Raw genomic sequence first — 23,703 nt, 5'->3', positions numbered from 1 at the left:
CGGCAGTCGTGGGCCGCGTGCGTCAGTCCTTCTCCAGCTTGATCGTCTGCTGGTCGTCAGGCGGCGTCAGCATGACCGTCGACTCCTCGGGCAGCGGCGGCGGCGCCGCGGTGTGCGAGACCGCCGGCGCGGTCGGGGCAGGTGGCGTGGCCGAACGCTGCGGCGGGACCGCGGGCTGTGCCACCGGGGGAGCAGCCGGAGGCGTCGGCTGGGTGGTGGCCTGCGCGGCAACCGCGGGCTGGGTCGACGCGGCGGCGACGGCCGACTCGGTCGCCGGGGTGCGGCGCGGCAGCGGCGGGGCCGCGCCGGGCGGGGCGGTCGCGCCGGGCGCGGCCTTCGGCTTGGCCGCCTTCGGCGGTGCCGCCTGCGGAGGCGCGACCGGGGCGGGCGGCACGTTCACCGTCGGGACGCCCTGCGGCGTGGCACGCGGGTAGTGCAGCGACGGCGGCGGCACGTCGGGCAGGCCGGTGTAACCCGTCTCGCCGGGCACGCTGGTGAACGCCCGGGTCTGGTCCGCGGGCACGGCGGGACGGCCCTGCTGCAGCGGGTACGCCTGCAGCGCGACGGTCTCGTCGGCCAGCCGCTCGTGCTTGCGCCAGCGGCGCGGGCTCACCACCGTGGCCAGCAGCGGCACCGCCAGCACCAGGCCGAGGCCGGACTGGCCGACCGCGCCGCCCATGTGCACGTCGAGCATCGCGAACGTCTTGGCATAGGACTGCGGCCAGCCCGCGGCCCAGGCGCTCATGCCGAGCATGCCCAGCCCGGCCAGGAACGGGCCGACCGGGGACAGCCGGACCATGGTGAGGATCGCGTAGAGGATGCTCGCCAGCAGCAGCGCGCCCGCGGCGACGGCGGCGTCGACGACCGCGGACGGCGCACCGCCGGACACCCACATGGTCTGGAAGGCGCTGAGTCCGGTGCCGGTCAGCAAGAAGATCGCTGGGGCGAACACGAGCGCGAGCAGAAACGATCCAATGTGGCGCATCCATGCCTCCGGGGTCAGACCTTGGTTGGCGCGCTCCAGGATGGCGCATCGACGCCGCTGGCGTCTGCCGGGGTCCGCAAGTCGGCGAAGCCGTTGAACGAGTCGCGGTCTGCCAGCGTGTTCTCGTGCCGGTCGGCGGCGGACGGGGCGAGCATCTCCGGCCACGTCGGCTCGGTCGCCTCCGGCCGCGGCCAGCTGCGCCAGCGCTGCAGGCTCGCTGCCGCGATCAGCAGCATCCCCCCGATCAACCCCAGCACGCCGGTGGACACCGGGCTCAGCGGGACGACGAGGGTGCCGGAGACCTCGACCAGGTCGGGCAGCACCTGCTTGGCGGCTTCGGGTCGGGCGATGAGGAAGGCGGTCGCGCCGACGTAGCTCAACGCCACGAACAGCGGACCCGCGGGCGACACCCGCAGGCTGCCGACCAGGCCGAACAGCAGGCCGACGGCGGCGAACAGCACCAGCCCCAGCCACAGTGGACGAGTGCCGCCGACCTGCGCGGCGTCGAACATGACGGCCTGTCCGTAAGCGACGGCGAACCAGGCCAGGGGCGTGATCACAATTCCGGCGAGAAGGCTCCATACATGACGCATGTGGCGCTACCTTACTGAAATCCTGCCGTGCGTCAACCGTTCGGTGGAGGGGCGTACGGTGAACGGCGTGATCGACACTCCGCCGCCCGGCCACCCGACCGCGTTCTCGCGGGTCACGCTGAGCCGCATCATGACGAACCAGGACGTCAACCTGTACGGGACCGTGCACGGTGGCGTGATCATGAAATTCGTGGACGACGCGGCGGGCGCCGCCGCGGCCCGGCACTGCGGGTTCAACGCGGTGACGGTCGCCATCGACGAGATCACGCTCATGGTGCCGGTCAAGGTCGGTGACCTGGTGCACGCCAAGGCCCAGGTCAACTGGACCGGCAAGACCTCGCTGGAGATCGGCGTGACGGTGCTCGCCGAACGCTGGAACGAGGCCGACCGCGAGCCCGTCAACGTGGCCACGGCATACCTGGTTTTCGTGGGGGTCGACGCCGAGGGCAACCCGCGCGCGGTGCCGCCGGTGCTCCCGGAGAGTCCCGACGACGTACGCCGCTTCCACGAGGCCGAGATCCGCCGCGAGCACCGCCTCGCCCGCCGGCAGGCCATCGACAAGCACCGCGCCGACGGCGCCTGAGCATCGACCGGGTGGCGGCCCGGACCATGGACCGCCGCCCGGTGGTGTGCCCGGACCCAGCGCGGGGACGGCGGGCCAGGTCGGAGAATGATCCGTCGTGCCATGCGGCAGGATGCCAGCAGCGGGTACGACGAGGTATCGCGGGAGAGGATCATGATGACCGAAGCGCTGTGGACCCCACCGGCCGACATCAGGCAGCACTCCCGCATCGGCGACTACCTGGGCTGGCTGGCGCGCGAACGCGGGCTGACCTTCGGATCGTACGACGAGCTGTGGCGCTGGAGCACCACCGACCTGGCCGGCTTCTGGTCCTCGATCTGGGACTACTTCGAGGTCATCGCCCATGACCAGCCCACCGATGTGTTGGCCGCCGCCACCATGCCGGGCGCGGACTGGTTCCCCGGCGCGACGCTGAACTACGCCGAGCACGTGCTGCGCATGCCGGGCGTCGGCGACGACGAGCCGATGGTGCTGGGCTACTCGCAGACCCGCGAACCGGTCATCCTCACCGCCGCACAGCTGCGCGAGCAGGTCCGCCGGGCGCGGGCCGGGCTGCGCCGGCTCGGCGTCGGCGAGGGCGACCGGGTGGCGGCATACCTGCCGAACATCCCGGAGACCGTGGTGCTGATGCTGGCCACGGCGAGCCTCGGCGCGATCTTCTCGTCCTGCGCGCCCGAGTTCGGCACCCGCAGCGTCACCGACCGCTGGCAGCAGATCTCGCCGAAGGTCCTGGTCGCGGTCGACGGCTACCGCTACGGCGAGAAGCTCATCGACCGGCAGGGCGAGGTCGCGGCCATCCAGGCGGCGCTGCCGTCGCTGGTGCACACCGTGCTGCTGCCGTACACCCAGGGGCATGTCGGCCTCGGCGAGCTGGCCGCCGACACCGCCGAGCCGCTGGAGTTCACCCCGGTCCCGTTCGCCCAGCCGCTGTACGTCCTCTACTCCTCCGGCACCACCGGCCTGCCCAAGCCGATCGTGCACGGCCACGGCGGCATCCTGCTGGAGCACCTGAAGATGCTCGCCCTGCACCACGACCTGGGGCCGGGCGACCGCTACTTCTGGTTCTCCACCACCGGCTGGATGATGTGGAACTACCTGGTCTCCGGCCCGGCCGTCGGCGCGGCGATCGTGCTGTTCGACGGCAACCCGGCCGCCCCCGACCTCGGCGCGCTGTGGCGGCTGGCCGAGGAGGCGGGCATGACCTACTTCGGCACCTCCGCGCCCTACCTGCTGGCCTGCCGCAAGGAGGGCATCGTGCCGCGGGAGATCGCGGACCTGTCCAGGCTGCGCGGGCTGGGCTCGACGGGCGCGCCGCTGCCGCCTGAGGGCTATGTCTGGGTGTACGAGAACGTCAAGCCCGACCTGCTGCTGATCTCGCTGTCCGGTGGCACCGACGTGTGCACCGGATTCGTCGGCGGCACCCCGCTCAACCCGGTCTACCCCGGTGAGATCTCGGCCCGTGCGCTCGGCGCGAAGGTCGAGGCGTACGACCCGGCCGGCCACCCGCTCGACAACGCGCTCGGCGAGCTGGTCATCAGCGCGCCGATGCCGAGCATGCCGGTCGCCTTCTGGGGCGACACCGACGGCTCCCGCTACCGCGAGGCCTACTTCGACGTCTTCCCCGGCGTGTGGCGGCACGGCGACTGGATCACCATCACCGACCGCGGCACCTGCGTCATCACCGGCCGCTCCGACGCGACCCTGAACCGCGGCGGCGTACGCCTCGGCACCGCCGAGTTCTACTCGGTCGTCGAGGGCATGGCCGAGGTCGCCGACTCGGTCGTGGTCCACCTGGAGGACGACGAGGGCGGCGCGGGCGAGCTGCTGCTGTTCGTGGTGCTGCAGCCCGGCCTGGACCTCGACGACCCGCTCAAGTCCAAGATCGCTCGCGAGCTGCGCACCGCACTGTCCCCCCGCCACATCCCGGACGTGATCTACCAGGTGGGCGCGGTCCCGCGCACCCTGTCCGGCAAGAAGCTCGAAGTCCCGGTCAAGCGCATCCTCACCGGCACCCCCGTCGAGTCCGCCGCCGCCAAGGGCGCGCTGGCCAACCCCGAATCCCTCCTCGCCTTCGAACACCTCGCCAAGTCCCGCTGACCAGGTCCGTCCGTCGCACCCTTCCTATAGACGCTGGCGTCTATAGGAAGGCAGGCCGAGCGGTCAGGGGATGAGGCGGGCGTGTTCGGTGGCGGCGCGGGTGTCGAGGATGCCGGGGGCGGTGCGGTAGGAGAGGACCAGGGAGGCGCCGGCGGCGATCGGGGCGGTCAGCCAGTCCAAGGGGCGCGGGTGCGCCCCGATGTCGATCAGCACCCGGTCACCCTTGGCGATCTCCAGCTCCTTAGCGCGGGCGAGTGACCGCTCGGCCAGCTCGGCGTGGGTGATCGAACCGCCGCCGGGCAGCCCCACGAGCGACGGAGCGCCGGGGTCGGCGGCCGGCCCGCCGTAGAAGTCGCCGTGGGCGCGGGCCGAGCTGACCCAGTCCGACACGCCCGACGGCAGGCCGCGCAGCGGCAGCGCGAACGGGTGCAGGCTGACCGCGTACGTGTCGGGCGCGGCCGGGGCGGCCTCGGGCTCGACGAAGGCGACGTCGGCCTGCTCGTCCGCGCTGTGCGACACGGCCAGACCGGCCGTCCAGCAGGCCAGCATGATCGAGGCGGTCTGCCAGTGCGGGGGCAGCGCGATCGAGGCGACGCTGCCGGGGCCGAGCTCGCATCCGTCGACGAGCAGGTTCGCGGTCTTGGACACCCAGTTGGCCAGGGTCGCGCCGGAGAGCTCGGTGCGTTCACCCGTCCCGTCGTCGTACCAGGTGAGGAGGGGCTTGGCCGGGTCGGCGGCGACCGTCGCGGCGAAGAGCTGACCGATAGTGGACACGTGGTCAGGCTACCGACACTGCCGCGTCGTGGACCTTGCCATGGGGCATGTCGGGCGTAGTCTGAAGCGTGACTGCTGTGAAACAGCGCACAGTCTCACAACCGCAGAGCGGCGGTCGGCTGGGCTGCGCTGCACACCCCCACAAGGAGTGTTCACCGTGACGATCGCTCGCTCTCCCCGGGTGCTTGTCGACGCCACCAGCGTCCCCGCTGATCGCGGCGGCGTGGGTAGGTATCTCGACGGCCTGCTCGGCGCGCTCGCCGACCATTCGGACATCGACCTGGTCGTGGTCTCCCAGCGGACCGACCAGGAGCGCTACGCCCGCACCCTGCCGCACGCGCAGGTCGTCGCCGCGCCCGCCGCGGTGGCGCACCGCCCGGCCCGGCTCGCCTGGGAGCAGACCGGGCTGCCGCTGCTCGCCCAGCAGGTGGGCGCGCAGGTGCTGCACTCGCCGTTCTACACCTGCCCGCTGCGGGCCAGCTGCCCGGTGACGGTGACCGTGCACGACGCGACGTTCTTCACCGAGCCGGAGCACTACGACAAGTCGCGCGGCACCTTCTTCCGGTCCGCGATCAAGACCTCGCTGCGCCGGGCCGAGCGGGTCATCGTGCCCAGCAAGGCCACCCGCGACGAGCTGATCCGGCTGCTCGACGCCGACCCGACCCGGATCGACGTGGCCTACCACGGTGTCGACCACACCGCCTTCCACGTGCCCGGGGCCGAGGAGAAGGCCCGGGTGCGGGCCCGGCTCGGGCTCGGCGACCAGACGTACATCGCCTTCCTGGGCGCGAAGGAGCCCCGCAAGAACGTCCCGAACCTGGTCCGGGGCTGGATGGCGGCGGTGCGCGACCGGGTCGACCCGCCCGCGCTGGTGCTGGCCGGGGGTCAGGGCCACGACGACGAGATCGACCGGGTGGCCGCCGAGGTGCCCGCGCACCTGCGGCTGCTGCGCCCGGGCTATCTGCGGTACGCCGACCTGCCGGGCTTCCTCGGTGGCGCGGTGCTGTGCGCGTACCCGAGCCACGGAGAGGGCTTCGGCCTGCCGATCCTGGAAGCGATGGCCTGCGGCGCGCCGGTGCTGACCACGCCGCGGCTGTCGCTGCCCGAGGTCGGCGGTGACGCGGTCGCCTACACCGGCCAGGACGCCGACCACATCGCCAAGGACCTCGCCATCCTGCTCGACGACGAGGCGCGCCGGTCCGCGCTGGCCGCGGCCGGCCTGGCCCGGGCGAAGGAGTTCAGCTGGAGTTCCAGCGCCGACGCGCATGTGACCGCCTGGCAGCGGTCCATCCGGCACCAGCGCTGACCAGGACGGCACCCCGCTCACTAGCACACAATTGTGGCTTGTGTCACGGGCGGGGTGCACATGCCGTTGGTACCCGTCAGGCAGAATGGCCGGATGCTGCACGCCGTTATTCCCGCAGGTGGAAGTGGAACCCGTCTCTGGCCGCTGTCGCGCGCCAAGAACCCGAAGTTCCTGCACCCCCTGACCGGCACCGCTGAGACCCTCATCCAGGCGACCGTGGCCCGGCTCGCCCCGGTGGCGGCGCTCGGCGACACGTACGTGGTGACGGGCGTCGCCCACGCGCCCGGGATCGCGCGGCAGCTGCCCGACCTGCCCGACGCCAACATCCTCATCGAGCCGAGCCCGCGCGACTCCTGCGCCGCCATCGGCCTGGCCGCCGCGGTCATCGCCCAGCGTGACCCCGAGGCCGTGATGGGCTCGTTCGCCGCCGACCACCTGGTCCGCGACGGCGAGCGCTTCGTCGAGGTGCTGCGCGAGGCCGAGGCCGGCGCCCGCCGCGGCCTGCTGATGACCGTCGGCATCACCCCCACCCACCCCGAGACCGGATACGGCTACCTGGAGTGCGGCCCGACCATCGAGGGCCCGATCCGCGCCGTCGACCAGTTCAAGGAGAAGCCCTCCCTGGACGTGGCGACGGAGTACGTGCAGTCCGGCCGCTACCTGTGGAACGCCAGCATGTTCGTGTGGCGGGTCGACGTCTTCCTCAAGGAGCTGCACCGCCAGCAGCCCGAGCTGCACGACAGGCTGATCCTCATCGCCGCGGCCTGGGACACCGACGACCGCGACCGGGTGCTCGGCGAGATCTGGCCGACCCTGCCCAAGATCTCCGTCGACTACGCGGTGATGGAGGGCGCGGCCGCGGCCGGGCTCGTCGCGACCGTGCCCGGCGACTTCGGCTGGAACGACGTCGGTGACTTCCACACCCTCGGTGACGTGCTGCCCGCTGACGACGCCGACAACGTGATCGTGGGCGACAGCGCCACGCTCGACGGCGGCAAGCCCGAAGTGCTGCTGCACGACACCACCGGCACCGTGGTCGTGCCGCAGTCGGGCCGGCTCGTCGCGGTGCTCGGCATGCACGACGTGATCGTGGTCGACACCCCGGACGCGATGCTGGTCTGCCCGCGCGACCGGGCCCAGGACGTCAAGAAGCTCGTCGACGAGCTCAAGGAGCGCGGCGACAGCCGGATCTGAGACGGCGGAGGGCTCGCCCGGACTGCCTAAGCTGATCTCCATGCGACTGGTGGAGCTGTCCGCGGCGGGCAACGAGGCGAGCGACCTGCTGCCCGTACACAACGAAGATCTTCTCGCGGAACTCGGCGCGCGCCGGGCCTACTGGACCGTCCTCGACGAGGGGCCGGTCGAGCAGTGCCTGGCGCTGCTCGTCGAGCAGCACGACGGCGGCTGGCGGGCCGAGCACGTCAAAGCGACCGCAGGCGACCACCAGGGGCGCACCGAAGACGCCGAGGCGCTCGCCCGGCTCGACGGCTGGGTCTACGTGCTGGGCTCCCACTTCGGCTCCAAAGCCGGCCCGCTGCAGCCCAAGCGCGCCTTCGTGGCCCGCTTCCGTGAGTCCGCGAGGCCGCAACTCCAGATCATCAGGCATCGGTTCGCCCTGCACCGCGCCGTCAACGACGCCCTGGCCGCGCTGGCGGCCATCGGGCACCCCGCCGCCCCCGAACCCGTCCGCGACGTGGTACATGCCGGCTTCGTCGCCGAGGCCGTACGCCGCGGCACCGCCAAGGGCAAGCGCTGGACCAGCCAGCTCGCGCCCGGCGACCACCCGGTCAACATCGAGGGAGCCGCGTTCACCGCCCGCGGCACACTGCTGGCCGGGCTCCGCTGGCCGGTCACCGCGCTCGGCGAGCCGATCCTCGTCGAACTCACCGGCGTGCCCGGCCTGTTCAGCGGAGCGGAAACCCTCGGCGTGGCCGGGGTCTACGCGCTCACCGGCATCGGCCCGGGGCCCCTCGGCGTACGCGCGCTCGCGGCCCGCGACGACGGGGCCTTCGACGTCGTCGTCGGCTCGATCGACGCCCTCGACAAGGGCTCCATCCTGCTGGAGCAGCACCCCGACGCCCGCGACGCCACCTGCCGGCACCTGCGCTTCGAACTGCCGGACGGCACCGGCCCGGCGCTCGTGTCCCCGGACCTGATCGCCGACCTGGCACCGCTGCACCACGTCGAAGGCGTCTCCGAACGCGACGGCGCCCCCGTGTACGTGGCCGACGAGGACCACCGCATCGCATTATGGCTTTGAACTGGGGTTCCCAAGCCTCGTCCCGCGTACGGAGCGGCCGGTCGGCCTGCCCCCCGGCAAACCGACCAGCCGCTACCGCATCGCCCCGTACGCCCCCGTACGGCCGAGTTTCGCGCCTCCAGAAGGCGCGGCCTCGGTTCCCCAGGCTGCGCCAAGGATCATCCACCGAACGGTGAAGGGTCTACGTCTTTCGGTTGTGACTTAAAGACCCAGGTCACCTCGGCCGGTAGAGTCAGCGCCGACCCCTAGCCCGGAGAGGCCATGCTGCGTATCCACTTCTCCAGCGCCGACCTCGTCCGCACTCGGATCTCGTCGACACCGGACCCGATGTGGGAACTCGCGCTCAGCATCCACCTGCTGCGATACCGCGGCACCGATCCGCTGCTGGGCGGCTGGAAGAACCGCATGATCGCCGACCTGAAGCCGGGCGGGGTTCTCCGCGACCAGGTCAGCCTGCTGCTCGCGCTCAACCCGCCCGTCGGCTACTTCCCCGACTTCCTCACCCCGCCCGAAGCCGCCACCGGCTTCGCGCCCGGACTCGAAGCCGTGCTGTCCACTCCCAAGGACCGGCTGCGCAAAGAGATCAACGCCCTGGGCGACGCGCAAGGATCCCTCTCGGGCAACGTCGACGACGTCGGCGTCGGATCCACCCGGGCACTGGGTGAGCTCGGCACCGCCATCAGCCGCTATCACGAGACGGCCATCGCGCCCATGTGGGACCGCGTACGCACCGCCGTCGACGCCGACCGTGGCCTGCGCGCCCGCACCATGCTCGACTCCGGCACCGAAGGCCTGCTCAACACCATTCACCCGACGGTACGGTTCGACGGCAGCGTCCTGGAAATCTCCGAATACCCGTCGGACCGGGACGTGTACCTCGAAGGGCGCGGACTGCAGCTCGTCCCGTCCTACTTCAAGACTCCCAGCAAGCCCGTCTGCCTGTTCGACCCCGACCTCCCACCGGTGCTGGTCTACTCGGTCCACCACGAGGCACGAGCCGCGGTCGTACGCAGCCAGGAGGCGCTCGCGGCGCTGCTCGGGCGTACGCGGGCGGCGGTCGTCGATCTGGTGGCCGACGGGAGCACGACGACGGAGATCGCGCGGCGGCTCGAGGTGTCCCCGGCGGCAGCCAGCCAGCACGTGGCGGTGCTGCGCGAAGCCGGGCTGGTGCACAGCCTCCGCGACCGCAACACGGTCCTGCACACCCTCACCCCCCTCGGCCACGCGATGCTCGCCGGCCGCTCACCCACGCCGACGTGACCTGAAAGCCAGCACCAGCACTCCGCCGACGGCAATGGCAGCGAGCACCCACACCCACGGATGAGAGCCGTCTGGTGAAGGCCCTGCAGGCGAGGCGGTAGCCGATGGTTCAACAGCCGAGGGCGATGCGTCTGCAGTCAGCGCTCCCATCAGGTTGAGGACGCCAAACCCGTACTGGGGGTCTCTACCTGGATAGCCTTTGTCTACAGCGGTCGAGGTAAGACGATCCGCCACCCCGGCAGCAGAAAGTTCCGGAAACTTCGCCCGGATCAGGGCCGCGGCACCGGCGACGATCGCCGTCGCTCCGGATGTGCCGCTGCCTATCGACCACCGATGGTCGAGCCCCGCGCTGGTGATTCCATCAGCAGGTGCAGCGACGGAGATGGCGTGGCCCGTCACTGAAGAGGTCGAGAGTTCGCCGTCTTTGCCCACGCCACCGACCGCGATGACACCGGGAAATGCAGCCGGGTAAACCACATCTCGATCTTCTGGTCGGTTTCCGGCCGCCGCAACCACTACTACGTTCTGCCGGATCGCCTCTTCGATCGCGAGTCGGACTGCTGGATCCGCAGTGCCGCTGCCCATGGAGATCGATATAACGTCGGCCCCGTGCTCTACCGCCCAGCGGACGCTGTCTGCTGTTACGCGACCAGTGCCGGGTTTGGTGAACACTCGAACCGGCAGGATCTTCGCTCCCGGTGCGATTCCGCGCACCCGTCCATGACCTGCGACGATGGCGGCCATGCCTGTGCCATGACCGGACACGTCGAGATGTCCGGTCCCTTTGCCATCCGCCGTGAAGTCGACACCGGGAAGGACCGAGCCGAGCAAGTCCGGGTGGGTGGCATCGACACCTGAGTCGATCACAGCGACTGTGATGCCGCTGCCTGTGCTCAGCTCTTGGGCTTGAGAAGTACGGAGAAACGTGTGAAACCATTGGCCGTCTGAGATCTCGTCTGCGGCCTGGGAGGGAAGGGGTATCCATATCGCCATCGCGGCCACCGCCATCGCGGAGGCTGCTCGGACAGACCACGAGAAGCGGATCACGACGACGTTGCTCCTCTGCGGATCGTGATGATCGGCATCTGCTCCCGCGCCTCAGTAGTACGCCATGGCATGGCTGTCTGGGTGAACCATTCTCTGAACTGTGTCTCTATCTCCTCCTGCGTCGGCTCGGCAGCAGACGTTGAATGCTCCGGGCCGATAACCGGTGGAACACCTCGGGTCACCTCCCACCGTGTATCCGCGCCACGGCGGCCAGACTGGCTGCCGTCGCGGGACGCAACTTGCCCAGGAACGCCCATAGGCATCGGCATCATGCCGGGTGATGCAACCGCGTTACCTCTGGCCGAAGAAACCACCGCTGCCGAGTTCGACCCCGGCGGCGGGAGCGCTACGACATAGCCGTTCCTGCCAACGCCCGGTCCTGGGAGCACATAACCTCCCCCGTACGGTGCGTACGGGTTACCTGGTGCAATTGGCAACATGGAAACTGGCTGCCCAGGCGTTGCCGGCGCCGGCGGAGTCGCGCTTTGCAGTTCAGGGCCGTTCCCAACAGGCGTGGTGACCAAGGGCGGATAGCCCGGCAGCGAAGGGATTGTTATCGGGCCCCGTGCGGGTCGGCTGCTGCTGACCGTTGTCTTCGGCGATGGCACAGGATCCGGATCGCGTTCCTTTTCCGGACCGGGCTCCTCTATCGGTTTGCGCAGATCCTTCGGGGCTTCGGACGGAAGTAGGGGCATGGTGATCTGAGCACGGTGATCACGGATGGCTCGTTCGGTGGCCGTCATGGTCTGTTCCGTGACGTAACTGAGCCTCGCCGCCTCGCGGTCCCACCACTCGGGTCCACCTTCATGCGTGGTCAGCTCCCACTGCTTGACGATTTCGTGCACCTCGCGCTTGGCGTTCGCCGTGACGGTCATGATGCCGTCGATGGCGAGAGCGTTCTGAATCGCCGTTCCGCTGTCTGCTCGCATGCTGGCAATCAGCACATCAAGACGATTGAGCGCGAGACTGGCGGCCGTGCTCTGGTCCGCTGGCCACATCTGAGCGAGCGCGTCCCTGTACCCAGCCAGTTTGTCTGCCTGCGCTGTCAGCAGGCTTGCCAGCGCTCGAAGTCCCTTAACCTGTTCCCAGCCGAGTTCATCGTCCTCGTGGCGAAGCATGTCCCATACACGTGGGGGATCGGCCGCAATCCAGTTCGTCTGCCCATGAGTTGGCCAGAGGACCAGGGCATCTTGGGGTTTTGCGACGTAGCCGCCTTCGTCGCGGAGCATGCCGACCGGCCCGGTATTCATGGCAGCATCCCGCGCAACGGAGCCGAGGGCCGCTGCTGGATACGTGCGGCGTTCTCCAACTGTGTGATCGCCCTATTTAGTTCCGCTTCGATCTCGGTGATCCGGGCGGCTGCCCTAGCATCCGCGTCGGCATAGTTTTCGACGATACGTTCGAGCGCGATCGTCAGACTTTCGGCAATCCGCAGTTGGTACTCGGCATTCTCATGATGCCGGTTGAGCACGTCGGTAACCGAAGACCGTGCCGCCAGCCCCTCGGCACACTCCAATGCCATGCAAAAGCGTGCTCCCCAGCCCATCTGTCGCTTGGCTGTGGTTAGTCCCGGCCGTAGGGCCTCGTCCGTGTCGCGGCGTAGGTCAGTGCGGATTTCGCGCAGCCCGGCAAGGTCGACCGTGATCTGTGCAGGCATGCGTCGTTCAGGCATGCTTCCCTCCCCAAAGAAGCGCGCTGTGGAAGCGTCCCCGGCATCAGTCGATCCACACCCGCCGGGTTCACGCCTGCGGGCAGGGTAACGGATTGACCACGCTGAGCGCAGCCCTTACCGAACCACCTGTGGATAACTCAGCGAGCCCTGTGGATCACGCCTGGCCGAGCGCCTCCGCCCGCCCCTGCTCCCGCGCTTCCGCGGTGCCCAGCGAGAACAGGTCGTGCTCCGCGTCGCGAACCAGCGTCGGCACGACGCCACTGCTGTCCCGCGTGGAGGTGAGCAGCCCGCGTACGACCGCGACCGGCACCCGATCCACTTTGCCCTTCACCAACTCCGCGGCTGCCGCCAGCTCGTCCACGACCGCCATCTGCGTGATCTGCAGCTCGTTGCCGTACGGATCGGTCTCCCCGCGGTGGTCCCGCAGCGGCTCGATCCCCGCACACCCGAGGGCCACGTCGGTCAGCCCGTTGCGCCAGGGCCGCCCCATGGTGTCGCTGACGATGACGGCGACGTCGAGCCCGTACCTCTCGCGCAGCGCCTCGCGCAGCGCTCGGGCGGACGCGTCGGGGTCGACGGGCAGCAGCACGAGCTGAGACCGGTCCACGTTCGAGTTGTCGATGCCGGCGGAGGCCATCACGAACCCGTGGTGGGTCTGCACGATCCGGGTATGCCCCCGGGTGGCCACCGGCCGGGCGGTCTGCGAGCGCAGCACCTGCTCCCGAGCGGCTTCCCGCTCGGGTCCCCCGACGGGCACCGACGCCAGCGCACCCTCCGACTTCGACACGATCTTGCTGGTGACGACGAGGATGTCGCCGTCGGCGAGCCAGGGTGCCGCGCCGACGATGAGTTTGGCGAGGTCGTCGCCGGGCTGCACGTCCGGGATGCCCCGGACCGCGTGCACGCTGAAGCCGTCGATCATGCTCGTCCTCCGAGCTTCAGGGCGGCGCGGACCATGGCGGCCGTGGCGTCGTCGTCGGTCATCCACAGGGGTACGGCAGCCACGCGTACGCCGGGGACGTCGGTGGCGGCGTCGGTGGCGTCAACGAGCCAGCCGTCGAGCACGCCGCCGTCGGTGCGGGCGCCGTAGAGGCCGCCGACGCCCTCGGCGGTGCAGGCGACGTTCACGGCGGACAGGCACTTGTCGGCCATGCCGCGTACGGGGCTGCCGCCGATGATGGGGGAGACGCCGACGACGGGGGCGGGGCCGCTGACGAGGGCGTCGCGCAGGGCGCTGACGGCCAGCACGGGCGCGATGGACACGACGGGGTTGCTCGGGGCGAGCAGCACGATGTCGGCGGCCTGGAGCGCGTCGAGCACGCCTGCCGCGGGTTTGGCGGTGTCGGCGCCGACGAAGCGGAACTGTTTGGCGGGCAGCGCGGCGCGGTGGCGTACCCACCATTCCTGGAAGTGGATCGCCTGGTCGCCGCTGCCGTCCTCGGCCGCGACCACGACGTGGGTTTCGAGGCGGTCGTCGGTGGCGGGCAGCATGGTGATGCCGGGCTGCCAGCGGTCGCAGAGCGCGGCGACGACGGCGGACAGCGGGTAGCCGGCGTTGAGCATGCGGGTGCGCACCAGGTGGGTGGCGATGTCGCGGTCGCCGAGGCCGAACCAGGTGGGCTCGGCGCCGTACTTGGCCAGCTCCTCCTTGACGGTCCAGGTCTCGCCGGCGCGGCCCCAGCCGCGTTCGGGGTCGATGCCGCCGCCCAGGGTGTACATGACCGAGTCGAGGTCGGGGGTGATGCGCAGCCCGTGCATCCACACGTCGTCGCCCACGTTGACGACGGCGGTCACCTCGTCGCCGGTGGCGCGGGCGTGGGCCCGCACTCCGGCCAGGAAACGCGCGCCGCCGATGCCACCTGCCAGCACCACGATCCGCATGTCGACATCCTCCCGCACCGCGGCCGGACGCCGGGGCCAGGGTCGTAGGCTGGCGACCATGTCCAGCGAGGTCGTAGCGCAGCCGGTGGTCAGTTCCGCGGAGATCGGCCGCGCGCTCAAGCGCGCGGCGGCGGGGAAGGCGTTGGCCGCGGCCGAGGCGACGGCCCTGCTCAGCGCCTCGGGGGCGGCGTTCGACGAGCTGCTCGCGCTGGCTTCGGCGGTACGCGATGCGGGGTTGCGCGACGCCGGGCGGCCCGGCGTGATCACGTTCTCGAAGAAGGTGTTCATCCCGCTGACGCGGCTGTGCCGTGACCGATGCCACTACTGCACGTTCGCGACGGTGCCGCACCGGCTGCCTGCGGCCTACCTGGACCGGGACGAGGTGCTGGCGATCGCCCGGGAGGGCGCGGCGCTGGGCTGCAAGGAGGCGCTGTTCACGCTGGGCGACCGGCCGGAGGAGCGGTGGCCGGCGGCGCAGCAGTGGCTGACCGAGCGGGGGTACGGGTCCACGATCGACTACCTGCGTTCGGTGGCGATCGCGGTGCTGGAGGAGACGGGCCTGCTGCCGCACCTGAACCCGGGTGTCATGAGCTGGGCGGATCTGCAGCGGCTGCGGCCGGTGGCGCCGAGCATGGGCATGATGCTGGAGACGACCGCGACGCGGCTGTGGTCGGAGCCGGGCGGGCCGCACTACGGCTCGCCGGACAAGGAGCCGGCGGTGCGGTTGCGGGTGCTGGCCGACGCGGGCCGGGTGGGTGTGCCGTTCACCACGGGCATCCTGATCGGCATCGGCGAGACGCATGCGGAGCGGGTCGACGCGATCTTCGAGATGCGCCGCAGCGCCCGCGAGTTCGGGCACCTGCAGGAGATCATCGTGCAGAACTTCCGGGCCAAGCCGGACACCGCGATGCGCTCCACTCCCGACGCGTCCGTGCTGGACCTGGCGGCCACGGTCGCGGTGACGCGGCTGCTGATGGGGCCGGGCATGCGTGTCCAGGCCCCGCCGAACCTGATCGACGCGTCGTTCGAGCTGCTGGTCAAGGCCGGGATCGACGACTGGGGCGGTGTCTCGCCACTGACCCCGGACCACGTGAACCCTGAGCGGCCCTGGCCGCACCTGGCCGAACTCGCGGAGCTGACCAGGGCGGCCGGGTTCGAGCTGCGCGAGCGGCTCACGGTGTATCCGAACTACGTGCGCGGCGGCGACCGCTGGCTCGACCCGCGCCTGCAGCCGCACGTGCGCGCGCTGGCCGAGGAGTCGGGCCTGGCCGTGGCGGACGCGCCGGTGGTCGGCCGTCCGTGGCAGGAACCCGAGGTCGAGGGTGGTGTCGGCCGCGTCGAGCTCCACCGCGAGATCGACGCTGAGGGGCGCACCGGCGACCGCCGCGGCGATTTCGACACGATCTACGGGGACTGGACCGCTGTCGGCGAGGCGGCCGTGGACGCGGGCCCGGCGGCGGGCGACGCGGCCGCGGTGGCCCTGGCGGCCGGCTCCGCGATCGGCTTGGGCGCCGTCTCAGCTGGTCTGCGGATCGCGCGGGAGAACCCGGCGTCGCTGCTGGAGCCGGTGCACGAGGAGGCGGCCCTGGCCCTGCTGCACGCCGACGGCGCGGCGCTGGACGAGCTGTGCCGCATTGCCGACGACGTACGCCGGGACACCGTCGGTGACGACGTCACCTATGTGGTCAATCGCAACATCAACTTTTCGAACGTGTGTTACGTGGGCTGCCGGTTCTGCGCGTTCGCGCAGCGTGAGCGGGATGCCGACGCGTACCGGCTGAGTGTGGAGCAGGTCGCGGACCGGGCCGAAGAGGCCTGGGCGGACGGCGCGACCGAGATCTGCGTGCAGGGCGGCATCGACCCGCAGCTGCCCGTCTCGGTGTACCCGGACCTGGTCCGCGCGGTGAAGGCGCGGGTGCCGGGCATGCACGTGCACGCGTTCTCTCCGATGGAGATCGTCACCGCCGCCGCGAAGGCCGGGGTGTCCGTCGAGGACTGGTTGACCCGGCTGCGCGACGCGGGCCTGGACACCATTCCGGGCACCGCCGCGGAGATCCTCGACGACGAGGTGCGCTGGGTGCTGACCAAGGGCAAGCTGCCCACCTCGGCCTGGGTGGAGACCGTCGAGACGGCGCACCGGCTGGGCATCCGGTCCAGCTCCACGATGATGTACGGCCACGTCGACCACCCCCGGCACTGGCTGGGCCACTTCCGGGTGCTGGCGGGGCTGCAGGACCGCACCGGCGGCTTCACCGAGTTCGTGGCGCTGCCGTTCGTGCACACCAACGCGCCGATCTACCTGGCCGGCATCTCGCGCGCGGGGGCGACCTGGCGCGAGAACCGGGTGGTGCACGCGATGGCCCGGTTGCTGCTGCACGGACGCATCCCCAACATCCAGTGCTCCTGGGTGAAACTGGGCGACGAGGGCACCGTGGCGATGCTGAACGGCGGCTGCAACGACCTCGGGGGCACTCTTATGGAGGAGACGATTTCCCGAATGGCCGGGTCGGCGCACGGCTCGGCCCGTACGGTGGAACAACTGCACGCCATCGCCGCGGCCGCCGGTCGGCCCGCCCGCCAGCGCACGACGAGTTACGTGCGCTAGCAGCTCACTCCTGTCCGAAGGTAGTCAGCACCCTGCCGTCAAGCCCGACACGCCAGCAGAATTTCGCCACGACACGCCCGACATGCCGTCACCGGTTTCGGGTCTGAATCGATAGGGCAGTGGCGGGACGGTGAGAAACCGAACCGAACGGCCCTGCCGGGCGTGTACCAGAGTCAGCTTGACGGTGCACGTAGGACACGCGTGTAATTTTGCGTGGGGCTGGAGGTAGCGGCATCCACAAAACCGCCTATGTGGACAAACGCTCTCCAGGTGGGGGGTTGCGCCGGTCGTGAGCCGGCGCGCAATAAGGAGGCAGCGGAGATGGACGGTCGCCCCGTCGTGGCGGATCTGCTGGGCAACGCGCCCGAGTGGCAGGAGCACGCGCTGTGCTCCCAGACTGACCCGGAGGCGTTCTTCCCTGAGAAGGGTGGTTCTACCCGCGAGGCCAAGCGCATCTGCTCGCGCTGCGAGGTCAAGTCCGAGTGCCTGGAGTACGCGCTGTCGCATGACGAGCGCTTCGGCATCTGGGGCGGGCTGTCCGAGCGCGAGCGGCGCAAGCTCAAGCGCCGCGCGATCTGAGACTTTCGGCCGCTGCCGGGCCCGTGGGGGCGGGTCCGGCAGCGTTCCGGCAACACCTATGCGAGGTCGTCCGGGTTGAGTCCCAGCAGGTTGGCGACCTGTTCGACGATCACGTCACGCACCAGCTCGCCCAGGTCGTCCCGGTCCGAGGCCCGGAACTCCAGCGGACGCCGGTAGACCACGATCCGCGGCGGCACCCCGTGCCGTCCCGGCCGTCCCGGCAGCAGCCGCGCCAGCGGCACCCGCCCGTCCTCCAGCACGTCGGAGTCGTAGACGTTGAGGTCGGGCGGCACGTCCTCGACCGCGAACTCCACCCCGGCCAGCTCGGTCGCGAAGCGCGCCTCGAGCGACTCCACCGTGTCCAGCACCAGCTCGTCGAAGACCTCGGCCTTCGTCCTGGCCAGGGGCACGCTGGCCGGCACCAGCCGACCGCGCATGCCCCGCCCGTGGCGGTCGCGGCGGCGGCGGGCGGCGGTGGGGCGGCGTCGGGCGGGACTGGTCACCCGGCAAATGTATCCCCGCGCGCCGGCACCGGGACCCGGTACGGGGCCGTGATCCTTCCCTCGGCGTGTCGCGGCGCAACCGGCGTGCCGGTGCGCGGCGGGGCGCTAACGTCACACGCCGTGAGGTCTCCACGGCGTTGCTCTCGTAACGGCTGCCCCCGGCAGGCGGTCGCAACGCTGACCTATGTCTATGCAGAGTCCACGGCGGTGGTCGGCCCGCTGGCCGCATACCAGGAGCCGCACACGTACGACCTGTGCGAGCCGCACGCCCTGAGCCTCACCGCCCCGCGCGGCTGGGACCTCGTCCGCCACGACGGCGAGTTCGAGCCCCCGCCCCCCACCACCGACGACCTGGTGGCCCTGGCCGAAGCCGTCCGCGAGGCGGCCCGCCCCGCCCCCCGCCAGCCCGCCCCGGAACCGCCGCACGGCCCGCCCACTCCGGGCCGCCGCGGCCACCTCCGCGTCATCCCCCCGTCCTGAGCGAAGGAAGGGCACCTTCCCATCGCTATACGTAGGGGAAGGGCACCTTCCAACCGCCGCGATGCGGCCAGCAGGGCGGGCGTTCTGCAGTTTCAGGGAAACTGTGCCAAAGTCAGCCGGGATTCCCGCAGTTCCCCCGAAACTGCATCGCATCGGCACGGACGCGGAGCGTCAAGAAGGTGCCCTTCCTTGCAGGCGGTCGAGGGCGGAGACGGCGTGGAGGGCGGCGTTGATGCCCAGCCAGCGCAGCGGTTCGGGCTCCCAGCGAGGGGAGCGGTGGTTGACCCAGGGGAGCACGGTCAGCGGGGACTCGGTGCCGGTGATCAGGTCGGCGAGGGTGCGGCCGGCGAGGTTGGTGGCGGCGACGCCGTCGCCCACATAGCCGCCCGCCCAGGCCAGGCCGGTGGAGCGGTCGAGGCCGACGGAGGGGTGCCAGTCGCGGGCGATGCCGAGCGGGCCGCCCCAGGCGTGGGTGAGCTTCGTGTCGGCCAGCGCGGGGAAGAGGTCGACCAGGGTGTTCCGGAGCGCCAGGTGGACCGAGGGCTCGCTGTCGAAGGACGGGCGCACCGCGGAGCCGTAGTGGTAGGGCGCGCCGCGCCCGCCGAAGGCGAGCCGGTCGTCGGCGGTGCGCTGCCCGTAGATGACCAGCCGCCGGTGGTCGGTGAACGTCTCCCGCCGGGCCAGTCCCGCGGTGTCCCAGAAGGACGGCGGCAGCGGCTCGGTCGCGATCATCAGGGAGTAGATCGGCACCACGGCCCGCCGGTAGCCGGGCAGTCCGGGCGTATAGCCCTCGGTGGCCCGGACGACCACGGCGGCGCGAATCGTGCCGTGCTCGGTGCGGACCGCGCCCGGCATGATCTCCAGCACCCGGGTCTGCTCGTGGATCGTCACCCCCAGCCGCTCGACGGCTGAGGCCAGCCCACGGGCCAGCCGCAGCGGGTGCAGCGCCGCGCAGTGCGGTGACCAGGTTGCCCCGTGCACCTCGGTCGCCCCGCAGCGCTCCAGCGCCTCGCGCCGGTCGAGCAGCCGCAGCTCGAACCCGTACGACGCGGCCAGCTCCGCCTCCGCCCGCGCCCCGCGCCACTGCGCCGCCGACCGGGCCAGACCCAGCGTGCCGCCCTTGTCCCAGTGGCAGTCGATGCCCTCGGCGGCGGCGACCCGGCCGACCTCGTCGACCGTGTCGATCATCGCCTGCTGGAACGCGACCGCCGCCGCCCGCCCGTGCAGCCTCTCCAGCTTCGGCAGGGGCGTGGGCAGCAGCCCGGAGCACCAGCCGCCGTTGCGCCCGGACGCCCCGAACCCGGCCTGCTCGGCCTCGACGACCGCGATCCGCAGCCCGGGGTCGGCGCGGCGCAGGTAGTACGCCGTCCACAGGCCGGTGTAGCCCGCGCCCACGATCGCCACGTCGACGTCGAGGTCGCCGGAAAGGCGCGAGCGGGGCGCGACGGCCCCGCCCGCGGTGTCGAACCACAGCGAGGTCACAGCAGTGACGAGGCCCGGGTCAGCACATCCCGCAGGATCTGCTCGATCTCGTCGAACTGCTGCTGGGTCGCGGTCAGCGCCGGGGAGAGCTGGATGACCGGGTCGCCCCGGTCGTCGGCGCGGCAGTACAGCCCCGCCTCGAACAGCGCCCCGGACAGGAAGCCGCGGATCAGCCGCTCGGACTCCTCGGCGTTGAACGTCTCCCGGGTGGCCTTGTCCTTGACCAGCTCGATGCCGTAGAAGTAGCCCTCGCCGCGCACGTCGCCGACGATCGGCAGGTCGTACAGCTTCTCCAGGGTGGCCCGGAACGCGGGCGCGTGCTCCCGGACGTGCCCGACCAGGCCCTCGCGCTCGAACAGGTCCAGGTTGGCCAGACCGACCGCGCAGCTGACCGGGTGCCCGCCGAACGTGATGCCGTGGGCGAACATCTGCCCGTCGGCCAGGAACGGCTCGATCAGCCGGTCGCTGGCGATCATCGCGCCGAGCGGCGAGTATCCCGAGGTCATGCCCTTGGCAGTGGTGATGATGTCGGGCTGGTAGCCGTAGTACTGGGCGCCGAAGTACTCGCCGAGCCGGCCCCACGAGCAGATGACCTCGTCGGACACGAGCAGCACGCCGTAGCGGTCGCAGATCTCGCGTACCCGCTGGAAGTAGCCGGGCGGGGCGGGGAAGCAGCCGCCCGCGTTCTGCACGGGCTCCAGGAACACCGCGGCCACCGTCTCCGGACCCTCGCGCTCGATCGCGCGGGCGATCTCCTCGGCGGCCCATACGCCGAAGGCCTCGTAGTCGTCGCCGTGTTCGGGCGCGCGGTAGAAGTTCGTGTTCGGCACCTTGATGCCGCCGGGCACCAGCGGCTCGAACTCGGCGCGGAACGCCGGGACGCCGGTGATGGACAGTGCGCCCATCGAGGTGCCGTGGTAGGCGAGGTAGCGGCTGACGACCTTGTGGCGCAGCGGCTGGCCGACCTTCTTGAAGTAGGAGCGGGCCAGCTTCCAGGCGCTCTCCACCGCCTCGGAGCCGCCGGTGGTGAAGAAGACCCGGTTGAGGTCGCCGGGGGTCAGCTCGGCGATCCGGCCGGCGAGCTCGATGGCCTTCGGGTGGGCGTACGACCAGAGGGGGAAGTAGGCCAGCTCGTGCGCCTGCTTGGCGGCCGCGTCGGCCAGCTCGGCGCGGCCGTGGCCCGCGTTGACGGTGAACAGGCCGGCGAGGCCGTCGAGATACCGCTTGCCGTTGCTGTCCCAGACGTACGTGCCCTCGCCGCGGACGATCGTCGGCACGCTGCCCTCGCGGTAGGCGCCCATGCGGGTGAAGTGCATCCAGAGGTGGTCGGTTTCCTTGCCCATCGTGAGGCCTCACTCATCGGTACGTTGCGGCGTTGCCTACGGTTATCGCACACGTAGTCGAGATGCAGCAACCCTCTCCGTAGTATTTTCGCACGACGGCTACGGATTTCGTAGTGCGCTGGCAACCTGGGCGACATGGTTGGGCAGTAACGGGTGGTTTGTGAGCTGCCGCACCTCAGCGGGCGGGCGGCGGGTCGGTTTGGGCACAATTGCGGGTCACCCGTCACCCCTCCAGGCTCTCAGCCTGCCCAGCGGAAGGTGCCTCGATTGCGCGCTCGTCCTCTGTCGGCCCCGGCCCGCGCCCTGCTCGCGGCCACCACGGCGACCCCCTCGCGACGGCGCCTGCTGCGCGGCGCCCTGGCCGGCGGCGCGCTCGCCGCGACCGGCGGGGTCCTGGCCGCGTGCAGCCCCAAGGGCATGGCACCCCAGGCCGGGGCGTCGACCCGCCCGGCGTGCACCGCCACGGACCTGTCCGCGAGCGAGCGCAAGGTGTCGTTCGGCAACTGGGTGCAGTACCTCGACGTGGATGAGAACGACGAGAAGCGCCACCCCACGCTGGCCGCCTTCAAGGCGCGGACCGGCATCGAGGTGTCCTACACCGAGGACATCAACGACAACAACGAGTACTACGGCAAGATCCGTGCGCAGCTCGGGGCCTGCCAGCCGATCGACCGCGACATCGTGGTCTTCTCGGACTGGATGGTCAACAAGTTCATCCGCAACGGCTTCGCGCAGGAGCTGGACCCGGCCAAGACGCCCAACTACCGCCGCAACCTGCTGCCGTCGCTGAAGGCCCGCCCGTACGACCAGGAGCTGCGCTTCGCGGTGCCGTGGCAGTCCGGGCTGACCGGGTTCGCGGTCAACACCCGGGTGGCCAAGGAGGTGCGCACGGTCGACGAGCTGCTCACCCGGCCCGACCTGAAGGGCAAGGTGAGCGTGCCGATGGAGATGCCCGACACGATGGGCCTGCTCATCGCGTCGCTCGGCAAGAACCCGGCCGCCTTCACGCCGGAGGACTTCGACGCCGCGCTGGAGAAGCTGCGCAAGGCCGTCGAGTCCGGGCAGATCCGCCGCTTCACCGGCAACGAGTACGTCCAGGACCTGGCCAAGGGCGACGTCGCCGCGGCGATCGCCTGGTCCGGCGACGCCCTTCAGCTGGGCCTCAACGACGACAAGATCAAGTTTGTATCGCCTGACGAAGGCCTGCTGATCTGGTCGGACGCGGCGGTGATCCCGGTGACCGCGACGCACGCGAGCAACGCGATGGCGCTGCTCGACCACTACTACGACCCCAAGGTGGCCGCCGAGCTGGCCGCGTGGGTGAACTACGTCTGCCCCGTCGCCGGCGCGCAGGACGAGATGGTCAAGATCGACCCCGAGCTGGCCGAGAACAAGCTGATCTTCCCCGACGACGCCATGCTCGCCGGCGTGAAGGCGTTCGCCCCCCTCGGTGAAGCCGAGGAGAAGGCGTACCAGGCCAGGTTCTCCGCCGTCATGGGCGTCTGACGGCGCTCCGCCCCGTCCAGCCATAGACGTTGGCCTATTACATCGAGTATTTGTAGATCAAACTCGATGTAATAGGCCAACGTCTATGAAAAGCGGGTCAGGCGGCGGTGCCGGTGCCCCAGGAGTAGGTCTGTTTGCGGAGCTTGAGGTACACGAACACCTCGGCCCCGATCACACCCTCGACGGCCCGCACCTCGTGCAGGATCTCCAGCAGGTGGTCGTCGTTACGGCACACGGCCTCCAGCAGCAGGTCGTACGACCCGGCGGTGATCACCACGTAGTCGACCTCCTCGATCGCGGAGATCGCGTCTGCGATGCCGTCGAGGTCACCCGTGGTCTTCACGCCGATCATCGCCTGCCGCCCCAGCCCCAGTTGGAGCGGATCGGTCACGGCCACGATCTGCATGACGCCCGCGTCGATGAGCCGCTGCACGCGCTGTCGCACCGCCGCCTCGCTCAAGCCGACCGCGCGGCCGATGGTCGCGTACGGTCTCCGGCCGTCCTCCTGCAACTGCTCGATGATCTGCTTGGCGATGTCGTCGAGTAGCGCATGGTTGGCGTGGTTGAGTTGAGGGTGTCGGCGGATGACAGCGCGCGATGCGGCGGAGTCGGCGGGCGTCGGCAATGAGGCCTCCTGGGGCGTACGCAAAGGGGGAGCGCGTGATGGTCCAGCCCGCGCATCGTATCGCTACGAGGCAGACGATTCCGACACTTAGCGGCCACCCCCGTAACGGAAACGTCATCAAG

At 70.7% G+C, this 23,703-nt stretch carries 21 protein-coding genes and 1 pseudogene; 10 read left to right on the top strand and 12 right to left on the bottom strand.

Annotated features, from left to right (window positions below):
* Positions 1-22: 22 nt before the first annotated feature.
* Both HAV39_RS20260 and HAV39_RS20255 read right to left on the bottom strand, forming a co-directional pair.
* On the bottom strand, positions 23-985 hold the full coding sequence (locus HAV39_RS20260; RefSeq protein ID WP_191840770.1) for a hypothetical protein: 963 nt from the start codon (positions 983-985) through the stop codon (positions 23-25).
* Between the two features lie 14 nt (positions 986-999).
* Positions 1,000-1,578 (bottom strand): hypothetical protein, encoded by a 579-nt coding sequence (locus HAV39_RS20255; protein ID WP_191840769.1) that lies wholly within the window; start codon positions 1,576-1,578, stop codon positions 1,000-1,002.
* A 130-nt stretch (positions 1,579-1,708) separates the two neighbouring features.
* Between HAV39_RS20255 and HAV39_RS20250 the strand changes: the two genes are divergently transcribed.
* On the top strand, positions 1,709-2,161 hold the full coding sequence (locus tag HAV39_RS20250; protein WP_239120448.1) for an acyl-CoA thioesterase: 453 nt from the start codon (positions 1,709-1,711) through the stop codon (positions 2,159-2,161).
* Positions 2,162-2,317: 156 nt separating this feature from the next.
* Positions 2,318-4,258 (top strand): acetoacetate--CoA ligase, encoded by a 1,941-nt coding sequence (locus tag HAV39_RS20245; RefSeq protein ID WP_191840922.1) that lies wholly within the window; start codon positions 2,318-2,320, stop codon positions 4,256-4,258.
* 63 nt (positions 4,259-4,321) lie between these two features.
* On the opposite strand, the gene HAV39_RS20240 is transcribed toward HAV39_RS20245, so the two are convergent.
* Entirely contained in the window at positions 4,322-5,032 is a 711-nt protein-coding gene (locus HAV39_RS20240; protein WP_191840767.1) for a TIGR03089 family protein, read from the bottom strand.
* Positions 5,033-5,189: 157 nt separating this feature from the next.
* On the opposite strand from HAV39_RS20240, the gene HAV39_RS20235 reads away from it, so the two are divergent.
* The 4 genes from HAV39_RS20235 to HAV39_RS20220 all read left to right on the top strand — a co-directional run bounded on the left by HAV39_RS20235 (position 5,190) and on the right by HAV39_RS20220 (position 9,858).
* A complete protein-coding gene (locus HAV39_RS20235) occupies positions 5,190-6,338 on the top strand; it encodes a glycosyltransferase family 4 protein (RefSeq protein WP_191840766.1) in 1,149 nt (382 codons plus the stop codon).
* 93 nt (positions 6,339-6,431) lie between these two features.
* A complete protein-coding gene (locus HAV39_RS20230) occupies positions 6,432-7,532 on the top strand; it encodes a mannose-1-phosphate guanylyltransferase (RefSeq protein ID WP_191840765.1) in 1,101 nt (366 codons plus the stop codon).
* 34 nt (positions 7,533-7,566) lie between these two features.
* Entirely contained in the window at positions 7,567-8,598 is a 1,032-nt protein-coding gene (locus HAV39_RS20225; RefSeq protein WP_191840921.1) for a hypothetical protein, read from the top strand.
* 261 nt (positions 8,599-8,859) lie between these two features.
* On the top strand, positions 8,860-9,858 hold the full coding sequence (locus HAV39_RS20220) for an ArsR/SmtB family transcription factor (protein ID WP_191840764.1): 999 nt from the start codon (positions 8,860-8,862) through the stop codon (positions 9,856-9,858).
* Here HAV39_RS20220 and HAV39_RS20215 read toward each other — a convergent pair.
* The 5 genes and pseudogenes from HAV39_RS20215 to cofD form a co-directional block, all read right to left on the bottom strand.
* Entirely contained in the window at positions 9,841-10,905 is a 1,065-nt protein-coding gene (locus HAV39_RS20215) for a S8 family serine peptidase (protein ID WP_191840763.1), read from the bottom strand. The two genes, HAV39_RS20220 and HAV39_RS20215, sit on opposite strands and share 18 nt — an antisense overlap.
* Complete coding sequence (locus HAV39_RS20210) at positions 10,902-12,155, bottom strand: hypothetical protein (protein ID WP_191840762.1); 1,254 nt, start codon at positions 12,153-12,155, stop codon at positions 10,902-10,904. The genes HAV39_RS20215 and HAV39_RS20210 overlap by 4 nt, the downstream gene beginning before the upstream one ends.
* Positions 12,152-12,577, bottom strand: a complete 426-nt coding sequence (locus HAV39_RS20205) for a hypothetical protein (RefSeq protein ID WP_191840761.1) — start codon at positions 12,575-12,577, stop codon at positions 12,152-12,154. Before HAV39_RS20205 ends, HAV39_RS20210 begins: the two co-directional genes overlap by 4 nt.
* A 169-nt stretch (positions 12,578-12,746) precedes the next feature.
* Positions 12,747-13,499, bottom strand: a pseudogene (locus tag HAV39_RS20200) (coenzyme F420-0:L-glutamate ligase); the annotation flags it as partial.
* Positions 13,496-14,458 (bottom strand): 2-phospho-L-lactate transferase, encoded by a 963-nt coding sequence (gene cofD / locus HAV39_RS20195; protein ID WP_191840759.1) that lies wholly within the window; start codon positions 14,456-14,458, stop codon positions 13,496-13,498. The pseudogene HAV39_RS20200 and the gene cofD, both read right to left, overlap by 4 nt.
* A 58-nt stretch (positions 14,459-14,516) precedes the next feature.
* Here cofD and HAV39_RS20190 point away from each other — a divergent pair, with 58 nt between their 5' ends.
* Together HAV39_RS20190 and HAV39_RS20185 are read left to right on the top strand one after the other, a co-directional pair.
* The gene (locus HAV39_RS20190) at positions 14,517-17,063 is read left to right on the top strand and encodes a bifunctional FO biosynthesis protein CofGH (protein ID WP_191840758.1); all 2,547 of its coding nucleotides are present in this window, start codon (positions 14,517-14,519) and stop codon (positions 17,061-17,063) included.
* A 321-nt stretch (positions 17,064-17,384) separates the two neighbouring features.
* A complete protein-coding gene (locus HAV39_RS20185; RefSeq protein WP_120316911.1) occupies positions 17,385-17,642 on the top strand; it encodes a WhiB family transcriptional regulator in 258 nt (85 codons plus the stop codon).
* Between the two features lie 56 nt (positions 17,643-17,698).
* On the opposite strand, the gene HAV39_RS20180 is transcribed toward HAV39_RS20185, so the two are convergent.
* The gene (locus HAV39_RS20180; protein WP_120316910.1) at positions 17,699-18,145 is read right to left on the bottom strand and encodes a metallopeptidase family protein; all 447 of its coding nucleotides are present in this window, start codon (positions 18,143-18,145) and stop codon (positions 17,699-17,701) included.
* A gap of 120 nt (positions 18,146-18,265) precedes the next feature.
* Here HAV39_RS20180 and HAV39_RS20175 point away from each other — a divergent pair, with 120 nt between their 5' ends.
* Positions 18,266-18,625 carry a DUF3499 domain-containing protein gene (locus tag HAV39_RS20175; RefSeq protein WP_120321490.1) on the top strand — a complete coding sequence of 120 codons (360 nt, stop codon included), beginning with the start codon at positions 18,266-18,268 and terminating at the stop codon, positions 18,623-18,625.
* A 171-nt stretch (positions 18,626-18,796) separates the two neighbouring features.
* Here the strand turns inward: HAV39_RS20175 and HAV39_RS20170 are convergent, their stop codons facing one another.
* Both HAV39_RS20170 and HAV39_RS20165 read right to left on the bottom strand, forming a co-directional pair.
* Positions 18,797-20,107, bottom strand: a complete 1,311-nt coding sequence (locus HAV39_RS20170; RefSeq protein WP_191840757.1) for an NAD(P)/FAD-dependent oxidoreductase — start codon at positions 20,105-20,107, stop codon at positions 18,797-18,799.
* The gene (locus HAV39_RS20165) at positions 20,104-21,450 is read right to left on the bottom strand and encodes an aspartate aminotransferase family protein (protein ID WP_191840756.1); all 1,347 of its coding nucleotides are present in this window, start codon (positions 21,448-21,450) and stop codon (positions 20,104-20,106) included. The genes HAV39_RS20170 and HAV39_RS20165 overlap by 4 nt, the downstream gene beginning before the upstream one ends.
* A 267-nt stretch (positions 21,451-21,717) precedes the next feature.
* Between HAV39_RS20165 and HAV39_RS20160 the strand changes: the two genes are divergently transcribed.
* The gene (locus HAV39_RS20160) at positions 21,718-22,956 is read left to right on the top strand and encodes an ABC transporter substrate-binding protein (RefSeq protein ID WP_239120444.1); all 1,239 of its coding nucleotides are present in this window, start codon (positions 21,718-21,720) and stop codon (positions 22,954-22,956) included.
* Between the two features lie 97 nt (positions 22,957-23,053).
* Here HAV39_RS20160 and HAV39_RS20155 read toward each other — a convergent pair whose 3' ends face one another.
* Positions 23,054-23,542, bottom strand: coding sequence for an Lrp/AsnC family transcriptional regulator (locus HAV39_RS20155; protein ID WP_191840919.1), 489 nt, complete (start codon positions 23,540-23,542; stop codon positions 23,054-23,056).
* Positions 23,543-23,703: the final 161 nt, after the last annotated feature.

The sequence above is a fragment of the Catellatospora chokoriensis genome, assembly GCF_011297315.1.
Lineage (GTDB): Bacteria > Actinomycetota > Actinomycetes > Mycobacteriales > Micromonosporaceae > Catellatospora > Catellatospora citrea.
Note: the sequence above shows the minus strand (reverse complement) of the source record. Positions and strands in the feature narration are given on the sequence as shown.